The sequence below is a fragment of the Sodalis glossinidius str. 'morsitans' genome (assembly GCF_000010085.1).
Classification (GTDB): Bacteria; Pseudomonadota; Gammaproteobacteria; order Enterobacterales; family Enterobacteriaceae; genus Sodalis; species Sodalis glossinidius.
Window position 1 is genome coordinate 215,314 of record NC_007712.1, and the last position, 13,543, is coordinate 228,856.

Below are 13,543 nucleotides of genomic sequence, written 5' to 3' on the forward strand. Positions count from 1 at the left end.
ATGGCTAAACTGACCAAGCGCATGCGCGTCATCCGCGACAAAGTTGATTCCACCAAGCAGTACGACATCAGTGAAGCCGTAGCTCTGCTGAAAGAACTGGCTACCGCTAAGTTCGTTGAAAGCGTCGACGTTGCCGTCAATCTGGGCATCGATGCCCGTAAATCCGATCAGAACGTCCGTGGCGCCACCGTGCTGCCGCACGGCACCGGCCGCAGCGTACGCGTCGCCGTGTTCACCCAGGGCGCCAATGCGGAAGCGGCGAAAGCCGCCGGTGCAGACCTGGTCGGCATGGATGATCTGGCTGACCAGATCAAAAAAGGCGAGTTTAACTTCGACGTGGTTATCGCTTCTCCGGACGCGATGCGTGTTGTCGGCCAGCTTGGCCAGATCCTCGGTCCGCGCGGCCTGATGCCGAACCCGAAAGTCGGCACTGTGACTCCGAACGTCGCTGAAGCGGTTAAAAACGCGAAAGCCGGTCAGGTGCGCTATCGCAACGACAAAAACGGCATCATCCACACCACCATTGGTAAAGTGGACTTTGAGTCTGACAAATTGAAAGAAAACCTGGAAGCTCTGCTGGTCGCGCTGAAAAAAGCTAAACCGACGCAGGCTAAAGGCGTTTACATCAAGAAAGTCAGCCTGTCTACCACCATGGGCGCAGGTGTTGCCGTGGATCAAAGCGGCCTGTCCACCACGACCGCTTAATTATTGCTTTACGCGGGCGTTGGATTTGTCTAGAATTTAACGCCCGAAGTTTCTCCGGGACGGTTTCCTTTTGACCGCGGGCGTAACAAACAGATTTTTTCGGTTGGAGCTTGGCCTATCCAACCTCCGTCCAAGACCGCAGGTGTGTGTCACAGCACTTAATTTTCCTGCGTAGACGGTGACAGAGCCTGAATAACATTTTCGTTTGCTGGATTCTGCTCACCGTATTTCGACGCTTACCGTCGCTGTGGCGGTATGTGAAGTGAGTTCCGGGGGTACCCCGTTTAAATCCAGGAGCACAAGCTAATGGCATTAAATCTTCAAGACAAACAAGCGATTGTTGCTGAAGTCAGCGAAGTAGCCAAAGGCGCGCTGTCTGCCGTTGTCGCGGATTCCCGTGGCGTTACGGTAGATAAAATGACTGAACTGCGTAAAGCAGGTCGTGAAGCCGGTGTTTACATGCGCGTTGTTCGCAACACGCTGATGCGCCGCGTCGTTGAAGGTACTCCTTTCGAGTGCCTGAAAGACACGTTTGTCGGTCCGACCCTGATTGCATTTTCTAACGAACACCCGGGCGCTGCCGCTCGTTTGTTCAAGGCCTTCGCCAAAGACAATGCTAATTTCGAGGTTAAAGCCGCAGCCTTTGAAGGCGAAGTTATCTCGGCGTCGCAGATCGATCGCCTGGCCACTCTGCCAACTTACGAAGAAGCAATCGCCCGCCTGATGTCGGCCATGAAAGAAGCCTCTGCAGGAAAACTGGTTCGCACGCTGGCCGCACTGCGCGATCAGAAAGAAGCGGCTTAAGCGCCGGTTTTATTCTGAAGCTATTGCAAACGTATAAATACTTTCTGAATTTTAGGAACACTTGTTATGTCTATCACTAAAGAACAAATTCTGGACGCAGTTGCCGAAATGTCCGTCATGGACGTTGTTGAACTGATCTCCATGATGGAAGAAAAATTCGGCGTTTCTGCCGCTGCTGCTGTTGCCGTTGCCGCAGGTGGCCCGGCTGAAGCTGCAGAGGAGAAAACCGAGTTTGACGTTGTTCTGAGCGCAATCGGCGCGAACAAAGTTGCCGTCATCAAAGCCGTGCGTGGCGCTACCGGTCTGGGCCTGAAAGAAGCCAAAGACCTGGTTGAATCCGCACCTGCCACCCTGAAAGAAGGCGTGAGCAAAGATGACGCCGAAACACTGAAGAAAGACCTGGAACAAGCGGGTGCTTCTGTTGAGGTTAAATAAGTTAACCTTCCAGGTTGCAGCCTGAATTAGGCTGATGGCTGGTGGCTTTTTGGTCACCAGCCTTTTTGCGCTGTAGGGGGATCAGTAGCGTTTCACACCATTTAGCTACTGATTAACCACAATATTTTTTTCTATCGACGACTTAATATACTGCATCGCCTGCTGAGCCTCCCTGGTTTAGCAAAGTGCAGCGAAATGATTTAAGAGTGATAGAAACAAGTATTGCGGAGAGAATATCGATTCTCCGATCGTGATAAATGGCGTTGCATGTACTGTCCTAGTAGGGCGGACAGAGTGGGTCGACTTGTCAGCTAGCTGAGGAACCCTATGGTTTACTCCTATACCGAAAAAAAACGCATTCGTAAGGACTTCGGAAAACGTCCGCAGGTTTTGGACGTTTCCTATCTCCTATCCATCCAGCTTGACTCGTTTCAGAAGTTTATCGAGCGAGATCCGGAAGGTCAGTACGGTCTGGAAGCAGCTTTCCGTTCCGTATTCCCTATACAGAGCTACAGCGGCAATTCTGAACTGCAATATGTCAGTTACCGCCTGGGCGAACCTGTCTTTGATGTCAAAGAATGCCAGATCCGCGGCGTGACGTTTTCCGCACCTCTGCGCGTCAAGCTGCGCCTTATCATTTACGAGCGCGAAGCGCCGGAAGGTACGGTAAAAGACATCAAGGAGCAGGAAGTCTACATGGGCGAAATCCCGCTCATGACCGATAACGGCACTTTTGTCATCAACGGTACCGAGCGTGTTATCGTTTCCCAGCTGCACCGCAGCCCTGGCGTATTTTTTGACAGCGACAAGGGTAAGACGCACTCCTCCGGTAAAGTATTGTACAATGCGCGTATCATTCCTTACCGCGGCTCCTGGCTGGATTTCGAGTTCGACCCGAAAGACAACTTGTTCGTCCGTATCGACCGCCGCCGCAAATTGCCGGCGACCATTATTCTGCGCGCGCTGAACTACAGCACCGGCCAGATCCTGGATACGTTCTTCGACAAAGTGGTTTATGAAATTCACGACAAAAAGCTGCAGATGGAGCTGCTTCCTGAGCGCTTGCGTGGTGAAACCGCCTCGTTTGATATCGAGGCCAACGGCACCGTCTATGTCGAAAAAGGCCGTCGCATCACCGCGCGCCATATTCGCCAGTTGGAAAAAGACGGCGTCGCGCAGATCGAAGTCCCTGTCGAATACATTATCGGCAAGGCGGTGGTAAAAGATTACATCGATGAAAATACTGGTGAAATCATCGTCCCCGCCAACATGGAACTGACGCTGGACCTGCTGGCCAAGCTGAGCCAGGCGGGCCACAAACGTATCGAAACGCTGTTCACCAACGATTTGGATCACGGCGCCTATATTTCCGAGACGCTGCGTGTCGATCCGACCAGCGATCGCCTGAGTGCGCTGGTGGAAATCTACCGCATGATGCGTCCCGGCGAGCCGCCGACCCGCGAAGCGGCCGAAAATCTGTTTGAAAACCTGTTCTTCTCGGAAGATCGTTACGATCTGTCCGCGGTTGGCCGGATGAAGTTCAACCGTTCGCTGCTGCGTGAAGAGATTGAAGGTTCCGGTATCCTGAGCAAAGACGACATCATTGAAGTGATGAAGAAGCTCATCGATATTCGTAACGGTAAAGGCGAAGTCGACGATATCGACCACTTGGGCAACCGCCGTATCCGTTCGGTGGGTGAAATGGCGGAGAACCAGTTCCGCGTCGGTCTGGTGCGCGTGGAGCGCGCGGTGAAAGAGCGTCTGTCTTTAGGCGATCTGGATACCCTGATGCCGCAGGATATGATCAACGCCAAACCGATTTCGGCGGCGGTGAAAGAGTTCTTCGGCTCCAGCCAGCTATCGCAGTTCATGGACCAGAACAACCCGCTATCCGAGATTACCCACAAACGCCGTATCTCCGCGTTGGGCCCGGGCGGTCTGACGCGCGAACGCGCGGGCTTTGAAGTGCGCGACGTGCATCCGACCCATTACGGGCGCGTGTGCCCCATCGAAACCCCGGAAGGGCCGAACATCGGTCTTATCAACTCTCTGTCCGTGTATGCGCAGACCAACGAGTACGGTTTCCTGGAAACACCTTATCGTCGCGTGCAAGACGGTGTGGTTACCGACGAAATCCATTATCTGTCGGCGATTGAGGAAGGCAACTTCGTTATCGCGCAGGCCAACACCAACCTCGGCGACGACGGCAGTTTCGTTGACGATTTGGTGACCTGCCGCAGCAAAGGCGAATCGAGCCTGTTCAGCCGCGATCAGGTTGACTATATGGACGTTTCCACCCAGCAGGTGGTCTCGGTCGGCGCCTCGCTGATTCCGTTCCTGGAGCACGACGATGCCAACCGCGCCTTGATGGGTGCGAACATGCAACGTCAGGCGGTGCCGACGCTGTGTACCGACAAGCCGCTGGTCGGCACCGGTATGGAACGTGCGGTCGCCGTTGACTCCGGCGTTACCGCCGTGGCGAAACGCGGCGGAACGGTGCAGTATGTGGACGCCTCCCGTATCGTGATTAACGTCAACCCGGATGAAATGTATCCGGGCGAAGCGGGTATCGATATTTACAACCTGACCAAATATATCCGTTCCAACCAGAACACCTGTATCAGCCAGACGCCTTGCGTTTCGCTGGGTGAGCCGGTTGAGCGCGGCGACGTGCTGGCTGACGGTCCGTCCACCGATCTGGGTGAGCTGGCGCTGGGCCAGAATATGCGTATCGCGTTCATGCCGTGGAACGGCTACAACTTTGAAGACTCGATGCTAGTCTCCGAACGTGTGGTGCAGGAAGATCGTTTCACCACCATCCATATTCAGGAACTGGCGTGCGTGTCCCGCGACACCAAGCTGGGGCCTGAGGAAATTACCGCCGACATCCCGAACGTGGGTGAAGCCGCGCTCTCCAAGCTGGATGAGTCCGGTATCGTCTATATCGGCGCGGAAGTGACCGGCGGCGATATTCTGGTGGGCAAGGTGACGCCGAAAGGGGAAACCCAGCTGACGCCGGAAGAGAAACTGCTGCGCGCCATCTTCGGTGAAAAAGCCTCTGATGTGAAAGATTCGTCGCTGCGCGTGCCGAACGGCGTTTCCGGTACCGTTATCGATGTTCAGGTATTTACCCGCGACGGCGTGGAGAAAGACAAGCGCGCGCTGGAAATCGAGGAAATGCAGCTTAAGCAGGCCAAAAAGGACCTGACCGAAGAATTGCAGATCTTTGAAGCCGGTCTGTTTGCCCGTATTCGCGACGTACTGATCTCTGGCGGCATTGAAGCGGAGAAGCTGGATAAGCTGACCCGCGAGCGCTGGCTGGAACTGGGTCTGGCCGACGAAGAGAAGCAAAACCAGCTTGAACAGCTCGCCGAGCAGTATGACGAGCTTAAGCACGAGTTCGAGAAGAAGCTGGAAGCCAAGCGCCGTAAAATTACCCAGGGCGATGACCTGGCTCCGGGCGTGCTGAAAATCGTCAAGGTGTATCTGGCGGTGAAACGTCAGATTCAGCCGGGCGACAAGATGGCGGGTCGTCACGGTAACAAAGGTGTTATCTCCAAGATCAACCCGATCGAAGATATGCCTTACGACGAAAACGGCGTGCCGGTGGATATCGTTCTGAACCCGCTGGGCGTACCGTCGCGTATGAACATCGGCCAGATTCTGGAAACCCATTTGGGTATGGCGGCAAAAGGCATCGGCGACAAGATTAACGCCATGCTGAAACAGCACGAAGAAGTGGCCAAACTGCGCGAGTTCATCCAGAAGGCGTACAACCTGGGTGATGATGTTCGCCAGAAAGTGGATCTCAACACTTTCTCCGATGAGGAAGTGCTGCGTTTGGCGGAGAACTTGAAGAAAGGGATGCCGATCGCCACGCCGGTATTTGACGGCGCCAAAGAGAAAGAAATCAAGGAGCTGCTGCAGCTCGGTGGCCTGCCGACCTCCGGTCAGATCACCTTGTTTGACGGCCGCACCGGCGAGCAGTTCGAGCGCCAAGTTACGGTGGGCTATATGTACATGCTGAAACTTAACCATCTGGTTGATGACAAGATGCATGCGCGTTCCACCGGCTCGTACAGCCTGGTTACTCAGCAGCCGCTGGGCGGCAAGGCGCAGTTCGGTGGCCAGCGCTTCGGGGAGATGGAAGTGTGGGCGCTGGAAGCCTACGGCGCGGCCTACACCCTGCAGGAAATGCTTACCGTCAAGTCGGATGATGTTAACGGTCGCACCAAGATGTACAAAAACATCGTGGATGGCAATCACATGATGGAACCCGGTATGCCGGAATCCTTCAACGTCCTGTTGAAGGAAATCCGCTCGCTGGGCATCAATATCGAGCTGGAAGAAGACTGATTTTCCGCCCCCCGGGTGCGATTCGCACTGGTAATAAGGGCGCCTGAGCGTTTCAGGCGCCTAACAGATCCAACTCCGACAGGAGCCAATCCGTGAAAGATTTACTTAAGTTTCTGAAAGCGCAAACTAAGACCGAAGAGTTTGATGCGATCAAAATTGCGCTGGCCTCGCCAGACATGATCCGTTCCTGGTCGTTCGGTGAAGTGAAAAAGCCGGAGACCATCAATTACCGCACCTTTAAACCGGAGCGCTATGGTCTGTTCTGCGCCCGTATTTTTGGGCCGGTCAAAGACTATGAATGCCTGTGCGGTAAGTACAAGCGTTTGAAACACCGCGGCGTTATCTGTGAGAAATGCGGCGTTGAAGTGACCCAGACCAAGGTGCGCCGTGAGCGTATGGGTCATATCGAGCTGGCTTCGCCCACTGCCCATATCTGGTTTTTGAAATCGCTGCCGTCCCGTATCGGTCTGCTGTTGGATATGCCGCTGCGCGATATTGAACGCGTGCTGTATTTTGAATCCTATGTCGTGGTTGAAGGCGGCATGACCAACCTTGAACGCCGTCAGATTCTGACTGAAGAGCAGTATCTGGACGCGCTGGAAGAGTTCGGTGACGAATTCGACGCCAAGATGGGCGCCGAAGCGATCCAGGCCCTGTTGAAAAACATGGATTTGGAGCAGGAATGCGAGCAGCTGCGCGAAGAGCTGGAAGAAACCAACTCTGAAACCAAGCGCAAGAAGCTGACCAAGCGCATCAAGCTGCTGGAAGCCTTCGTGCTGTCCGGCAACAAGCCGGAATGGATGATTCTGACCGTGTTGCCGGTACTGCCGCCGGATCTGCGCCCGCTGGTACCGTTGGACGGCGGTCGCTTTGCGACGTCGGATCTCAACGATCTGTATCGCCGGGTGATCAACCGTAACAACCGCTTGAAGCGTCTGTTGGATCTGGCCGCGCCGGATATCATCGTGCGTAACGAAAAGCGTATGCTGCAAGAAGCGGTCGATGCACTGCTGGATAACGGCCGTCGCGGCCGTGCCATTACCGGTTCCAACAAGCGTCCGCTGAAATCCCTGGCCGACATGATCAAAGGTAAGCAAGGTCGCTTCCGCCAGAACTTGCTCGGTAAACGTGTCGACTACTCCGGCCGTTCGGTTATCACCGTTGGTCCGTACCTGCGTTTGCATCAGTGCGGCCTGCCTAAGAAAATGGCGCTGGAGCTGTTCAAGCCTTTCATTTACGGCAAGCTGGAGCTGCGTGGTCTGGCGACCACCATCAAGGCGGCCAAGAAAATGGTCGAGCGCGAAGAGGCCGTGGTGTGGGATATCCTCGACGAGGTCATCCGCGAGCACCCGGTCATGCTGAACCGTGCGCCGACGCTGCACCGTCTGGGGATCCAGGCGTTTGAGCCGGTACTGATTGAAGGTAAAGCCATTCAGCTGCACCCGCTGGTGTGTGCGGCATACAACGCCGACTTCGACGGCGACCAAATGGCGGTCCACGTGCCGCTGACGCTGGAAGCTCAGCTGGAAGCGCGCGCGCTGATGATGTCGACCAATAATATCCTGTCGCCCGCCAACGGCGAGCCGATTATCGTGCCGTCCCAGGACGTCGTGCTGGGTCTATATTATATGACCCGCGATCGTGTCAACGGCAAGGGCGAAGGCATGGTGCTGACCGGGCCGAAAGAAGCGGAACGCATTTACCGCGCCGGCGTGGCCGAGCTGCATGCCCGTGTTAAAGTGCGTATCACCGAGCACGAGAAACGAGACAACGGCGAATCGGTAGAAAACACCCATCTGGTAGACACCACCGTTGGCCGCGCCATCCTGTGGATGATTGTACCGAAGGGGCTGCCGTTCTCGCTAGTGAACCAGGCGCTGGGTAAAAAAGCCATCTCCAAGATGCTCAATACCTGCTATCGCGTGCTGGGTCTGAAGCCGACCGTCATCTTCGCCGACCAGATCATGTACACCGGTTTCGCCTACGCCGCCCGTTCTGGCTCGTCTGTCGGCATCGACGATATGGTGATTCCGGCGAAGAAAGCCGAAATTATCGATGAAGCCGAAGCCGAAGTTGCCGAGATCCAGGAGCAGTTCCAGTCGGGTCTGGTCACCGCAGGCGAACGTTATAACAAGGTAATCGATATTTGGGCCGCGGCTAACGAGCGCGTCGCCAAGGCGATGATGGACAACCTGTCCACCGAAGCCGTGATTAACCGTGACGGCGAGGAAGAGCGTCAAGTCTCGTTCAACAGCATCTTTATGATGGCCGACTCCGGCGCTCGTGGTTCGGCGGCGCAGATTCGTCAGCTGGCCGGTATGCGTGGTCTGATGGCCAAGCCCGATGGCTCGATCATTGAGACGCCGATTACCGCGAACTTCCGTGAAGGTCTGAACGTACTCCAGTACTTCATCTCCACCCACGGTGCACGTAAAGGTCTGGCGGACACCGCGCTGAAAACCGCTAACTCCGGTTACCTGACCCGCCGTCTGGTCGACGTGGCGCAGGATCTGGTGGTGACCGAGGACGACTGCGGCACCTTCGCCGGTATCGTGATGACGCCGGTTATCGAAGGTGGCGACGTCAAAGAGCCGCTGCGCGAGCGCGTTTTGGGCCGCGTCACGGCGGAAGATGTCCTGAAACCGGGCACCGCGGATATTCTGGTCGAGCGTAATACCCTGCTGAACGAGAAGTGGTGTGACGTGTTGGAAGAAAATTCCGTCGACAGCGTCAAAGTGCGTTCGGTCGTGACCTGCGACACCGATTTCGGCGTGTGCGCCAACTGCTACGGCCGCGATCTGGCGCGTGGGCATCTGGTGAACAAGGGCGAAGCCATCGGCGTTATCGCCGCTCAGTCCATCGGCGAACCTGGCACGCAGCTGACCATGCGTACATTCCACATCGGCGGGGCCGCGTCCCGTGCTGCGGCGGAATCCAGTATTCAGGTGAAAAACAAAGGGACTATCCGTCTCAGCAATGCCAAGTTCGTGGTAAACGGCAGCGGCAAGCTGGTGATCACCTCGCGTAACACCGAGCTGAAGCTGGTTGACGAATTCGGCCGTACCAAAGAAAGCTATAAGGTGCCTTATGGCGCTGTGATGGCCAAAGGCGACGGCGCGGAGATCATGGGCGGCGAAACCGTTGCCAACTGGGATCCGCATACCATGCCGGTTATCACCGAAGTCGACGGTTTCGTCCGCTTCACCGATATGATCGACGGCCAGACCATTACCCGCCAGACCGACGAACTGACTGGTTTGTCCTCTATAGTGATACTGGATACCGCCGAGCGTACCAGCGGCGGTAAAGATCTGCGTCCGGCGCTGCGCATTGTCGACGCTAACGGTAACGATGTGCTGTTGCCGGGTACCGACATGCCGGCGCAGTACTTCCTGCCGGGCAAAACGATCGTGCAGCTGGAAGACGGCGCCAAAATCACCGGCGGTGATACGCTGGCGCGTCTGCCGCAGGAAACCAGCGGGACCAAGGATATCACCGGTGGTCTGCCGCGCGTTGCCGATCTATTTGAAGCCCGTCGTCCGAAAGAGCCGGCGATTCTGGCCGAGATCAGCGGTATTGTTTCCTTCGGTAAAGAAACCAAAGGTAAACGTCGTCTGGTTATCTCGCCGGTGGACGGCAGCGACGCATACGAAGAGATGATCCCGAAATGGCGTCAGCTCAACGTATTTGAAGGTGAACGCGTGGAGCGCGGTGATGTGATTTCCGACGGTCCGGAATCGCCGCACGACATTCTGCGTCTGCGTGGCGTCCATGCGGTAACCCGCTATATCGTCAACGAAGTCCAGGACGTCTACCGTCTGCAGGGCGTGAAGATCAACGATAAACACATTGAAGTTATCGTTCGTCAGATGTTGCGTAAAGCAACGATCGCCAGCAGCGGCAGCTCGGAGTTCCTGGAAGGCGAACAGGTGGAATACTCGCGCATCAAGATTGCCAACCGTCAGTTGGAAAACGACGGCAAGGTAGAGATGACTTATGTGCGTGATCTGCTGGGTATCACCAAAGCCTCGCTGGCCACTGAGTCGTTTATCTCCGCGGCGTCGTTCCAGGAAACCACGCGCGTGCTGACCGAAGCCGCTGTGGCCGGGAAACGCGATGAACTGCGCGGCCTGAAGGAAAACGTCATCGTCGGACGGTTAATCCCGGCCGGTACCGGTTACGCTTATCATCAGGAACGCGCTCGCCATCGTCAGCAGGGCGAAGCGCCGGCCGCGCCGCAGATTACCGCCGATGAAGCTTCCGCCAACCTGGCTGAACTGTTGAATGCGGGTCTGGGCGGCAACGACGACTGATTGTCGATACCGTTCCTCGCCGCTGGCGAAGCCAAAACCGCTCCGGAGGGAGCGGTTTTTTTTGTCTCGCGCGTAGACGGCGTCGTGTTCAGACGCCGTCTGCGGCAACGGCCGTGCGTCCCAGGTAGGGCTCCCAATCTTTCCACACTGGCTGTAACCCCGCTTGTATAAGAACGTGCGCCACTTCCTGCGGTGAACGGTTATCGTGGGGCAGAGATTGCTCCAGCTCCGGCCGATCGCTGGTGTAGCCGCCCGGCTGCGTCTTGGATCCGGCGCTGACGCTATTCACCACGATAGGGACCGCATGATTGCGAAAATGGGCGGATTCGCGGGTGGATAGGGAAATTTCCACCTCCGGCGCCAGCAGGCGGAAAGCGCACATGACCTGCAACAGCTAGGCTTCGTCCATTAAAGAGGCCGGCATTACGCCGCCGGTACAGGGACGCAGCCGGGGGAACGACAGCGAATAGCGGCTCTGCCAGTAGGTGTGGCGCATATACAGCAGGTGACGGGCCACCATATAGCAGTCGGCGCGCCAGTTATCAGAAAGGCCGATTAGCACGCCGAGGCCGATCTTGTCGATCCCGGCCCGCGCCAGACGATCCGGCGTTTCAAGCCGCCAGACAAAATCCTGTTTCTGCCCGCGCAAATGATGGTGCCGGTAGGTGGGCGGATGATAGGTTTCCTGATACACCAGCACGCCGTCCAGCCCCAGGCCTTTCAGCTCGGCGTATTTCGCCTGTGATAGCGGTTGCACCTCCATCATCAGCGAGCTGAATTCCTGGCGTACCAGCGGCACGTAACGGCGAAAATAGTCGATGCCCACTTTACTTTTATGCTCGCCGGTAACCAGCAGCACGTTGTCAATGCCCTTGGCGCGGATAGCCCGGCACTCGCTGAGGATTTTCTGTTCATCCAGCGTCCTGCGGCGGATGCGGTTGCTCATGGAAAAGCCGCAGTAAGTACAGTCGTTGGCGCAGAGATTTGACAGGTAAAGGGGCAAGTAAAAATTGATGGCGTTGCCAAAGCGTTGGCGGGTCAACCGCTGCGCTCGCTGAGCCAGCGGCTCCAGATAGGGCAGTGCCGCCGGCGACAGTAGCGCCATCATTTCCGCCGGTCCGGGGTTTTCCGCCGCCAGCGCCCGTTCGACGTCGCGGGCCGTCTGGCTGTGGATACGCATGCCGACGTCGTCCCATTGAATCCGCTGCCAGTGCGGGGTAAAGCTGGTCATGCTTGAGCCTCCGCCGGGGGGTTAGAAAGCCGGTCAGCGGGCTGGTGGCGCTGGCCTGACGGGCCAATTCGCCGGCTTCCAGCGCGACCCGGAAAGCGAGCGCCATTGCAACGGGATCCTGCGCCACGGCGATAGTGGTGTTGACCAGTACCGCATCCGCGCCCATTTCCAGCGCTTCAAGCGCCTGACTTGGCGCGCCGATATCCGCATCCACCACGACCGGTACCTGCTCCTGTTCGATGATAATACGCAGGAAATCACGGGTTTTTAGCCCCTGATTCGAGCCGATAGGTGATCCCAGCGGCATTACCGCCGCGCAACCCGCCTCTGCCAGCCGGCGGCAGAGGACCGGGTCGGTGCCACAGTAGGGCAACACCACAACCCCCTCTTTGACCAACTGCTTCGCCGCTTTTAAGGTTTCAATCGGATCGGGCAACAGGTATTGCATATCCGGATGGATTTCAAGTTTGATCCAGTGGGTGCCCAGCGCTTCGCACGCCAAATGGGCGGCGAACAGAGCTTCTTCGGCGGTTTTGGAGCCGGACGTGTTGAGCAGTAACCGGACGCCGGCCTGCCGTAATGCCGGCAGCAGCGCATCGCCGCCGCCGTGTAAATCGACCAGGCGCATCGCCAGAGTAACCAGTTCGCTGCCGGAGGCGAGGATGGCGTCCAGCATCAGCTGCGCCGAGGTGAATTTGCCGGTACCGGTGAATAAACGCGACTTGAAGGAAGTTTATGCTAGGGTAAACATGGTTTAGCCTCCGGCGATTGCCTGGAATAAGAGAATATCGTCACCATCCTGTACCCGGTAATCCGCCCATTGCCGACGCGGGGTGATGATGTTCCGTAAGTAATACCGCCAGCGTCACCGGCTACGCCAGCTCCAGCGGAAGGTCGTTAAGCGTGATTTTCATCGGGTAAGTCTCCGGGCGCTCCCGCCCGCCCGCGCGGGGGACGCTGACGCGGCCGCGCAGACTGGACAGTGGGGATCGCGGTTCAGGCGCAGGGTGCGCCATTGTAAGGTTTTGCCATCGAACAACCGCAATTGGCCGGCGCTATCGCTCGGAACGACGCAAAGAAGTTTGATTGCCTCCAGCGCCTGTAGCGTGCCCATCATGCCGACCACCGGGCCAACAACCCCGGCGGTGCGGCAGTTGCGTTGCCGCTCTTCTTTATCAGGAAACAGGCAGGCATAGCAGCCCTCGCGCCACGGTGGGCGTACGGTTAGCAACTGGCCGTCGAAACCGACCGCGCTGGCGCTGATAAGTGCGATGCCGCGCCGCACGCAGGCGGCATTAGATGGCGTGGCGGGTGGCCATATTATCGCTACAATCCAGCACCAGATCGGCGCGTGAGCGGCAGGTAGCGGCCGCCGGGATTGAGCGCCGCCAGCAGCCGTTTTTGGCCTTCTATGCCGATATCCTCTAGCAAGAGCTGGCGGCTGTAGCGTAAAAAGGCGTGATCGTCCAACGCCGTGGCCGATGGCAGGCAAACGGCAGTGGCCGTGGTGCGCTGTCTATCATCGCTCATGGTCACGCTCCCATGCCGATATTTGCTGTTGCAGGTCCGTGGTCGCCTGCCGCCAGTCTGGCGCCCGGGTGATAGCACTGCCCACCGCGACGCTGCCCACGCCGCATGTCAGCACCGCTTCCACCTGTTCGCGACCGCTACCGGGATGACTCAGGCCGGCCGGGCAATA

The 13,543-nt window shown here is 57.1% G+C and carries 7 protein-coding genes and 4 pseudogenes; 5 read left to right on the forward strand and 6 right to left on the reverse strand.

All coding sequences use genetic code 11. The features are described from left to right. The 5 genes from rplA to rpoC all read left to right on the forward strand — a co-directional run bounded on the left by rplA (window position 1) and on the right by rpoC (window position 10,613). Window positions 1-705, forward strand: coding sequence for a 50S ribosomal protein L1 (gene rplA / locus SGP1_RS01110; RefSeq protein ID WP_011409995.1), 705 nt, complete (start codon window positions 1-3; stop codon window positions 703-705). A 306-nt stretch (window positions 706-1,011) separates the two neighbouring features. Beyond that, window positions 1,012-1,509 carry a 50S ribosomal protein L10 gene (rplJ, locus tag SGP1_RS01115; RefSeq protein ID WP_011409996.1) on the forward strand — a complete coding sequence of 166 codons (498 nt, stop codon included), beginning with the start codon at window positions 1,012-1,014 and terminating at the stop codon, window positions 1,507-1,509. Window positions 1,510-1,575: 66 nt separating this feature from the next. Next, window positions 1,576-1,944: a 50S ribosomal protein L7/L12 gene (gene rplL, locus SGP1_RS01120; protein ID WP_011409997.1), complete on the forward strand. Its 369-nt coding sequence runs from the start codon at window positions 1,576-1,578 to the stop codon at window positions 1,942-1,944. 327 nt (window positions 1,945-2,271) lie between these two features. Then, window positions 2,272-6,300 (forward strand): DNA-directed RNA polymerase subunit beta, encoded by a 4,029-nt coding sequence (gene rpoB, locus SGP1_RS01125; protein WP_011409998.1) that lies wholly within the window; start codon window positions 2,272-2,274, stop codon window positions 6,298-6,300. Window positions 6,301-6,392: 92 nt separating this feature from the next. Continuing rightward, a complete protein-coding gene (gene rpoC, locus SGP1_RS01130; RefSeq protein WP_011409999.1) occupies window positions 6,393-10,613 on the forward strand; it encodes a DNA-directed RNA polymerase subunit beta' in 4,221 nt (1,406 codons plus the stop codon). An 88-nt stretch (window positions 10,614-10,701) separates the two neighbouring features. On the opposite strand, the pseudogene thiH reads toward rpoC, so the two are convergent. The 6 genes and pseudogenes from thiH to SGP1_RS34850 form a co-directional block, all read right to left on the reverse strand. Further along, window positions 10,702-11,844, reverse strand: a pseudogene (gene thiH / locus SGP1_RS01135) (2-iminoacetate synthase ThiH). Between the two features lie 22 nt (window positions 11,845-11,866). Continuing rightward, window positions 11,867-12,574 (reverse strand): annotated as a pseudogene (locus SGP1_RS01140) (thiazole synthase); the annotation flags it as partial. A gap of 24 nt (window positions 12,575-12,598) precedes the next feature. Further along, the gene (gene thiS / locus SGP1_RS35960) at window positions 12,599-12,685 is read right to left on the reverse strand and encodes a MoaD/ThiS family protein (protein ID WP_166506876.1); all 87 of its coding nucleotides are present in this window, start codon (window positions 12,683-12,685) and stop codon (window positions 12,599-12,601) included. A gap of 69 nt (window positions 12,686-12,754) precedes the next feature. Then, window positions 12,755-13,199, reverse strand: a pseudogene (locus SGP1_RS01145) (HesA/MoeB/ThiF family protein); the annotation flags it as partial. Continuing rightward, window positions 13,171-13,374 (reverse strand): hypothetical protein, encoded by a 204-nt coding sequence (locus SGP1_RS35965; protein WP_041866509.1) that lies wholly within the window; start codon window positions 13,372-13,374, stop codon window positions 13,171-13,173. The pseudogene SGP1_RS01145 and the gene SGP1_RS35965, both read right to left, overlap by 29 nt. Then, window positions 13,364-13,516 (reverse strand): annotated as a pseudogene (locus SGP1_RS34850) (thiamine phosphate synthase); the annotation flags it as partial. The gene SGP1_RS35965 and the pseudogene SGP1_RS34850, both read right to left, overlap by 11 nt. Window positions 13,517-13,543: the final 27 nt, after the last annotated feature.

Coding starts and splice junctions, on each gene's coding strand:
- rplA (WP_011409995.1), top strand. CDS start 1: ATGGCTAAACTGACCAAGCGCATGCGCGTCATCCGCGACAAAGTTGAT.
- rplJ (WP_011409996.1), top strand. CDS start 1,012: ATGGCATTAAATCTTCAAGACAAACAAGCGATTGTTGCTGAAGTCAGC.
- rplL (WP_011409997.1), top strand. CDS start 1,576: ATGTCTATCACTAAAGAACAAATTCTGGACGCAGTTGCCGAAATGTCC.
- rpoB (WP_011409998.1), top strand. CDS start 2,272: ATGGTTTACTCCTATACCGAAAAAAAACGCATTCGTAAGGACTTCGGA.
- SGP1_RS35965 (WP_041866509.1), bottom strand. CDS start 13,374: ATGAGCGATGATAGACAGCGCACCACGGCCACTGCCGTTTGCCTGCCA.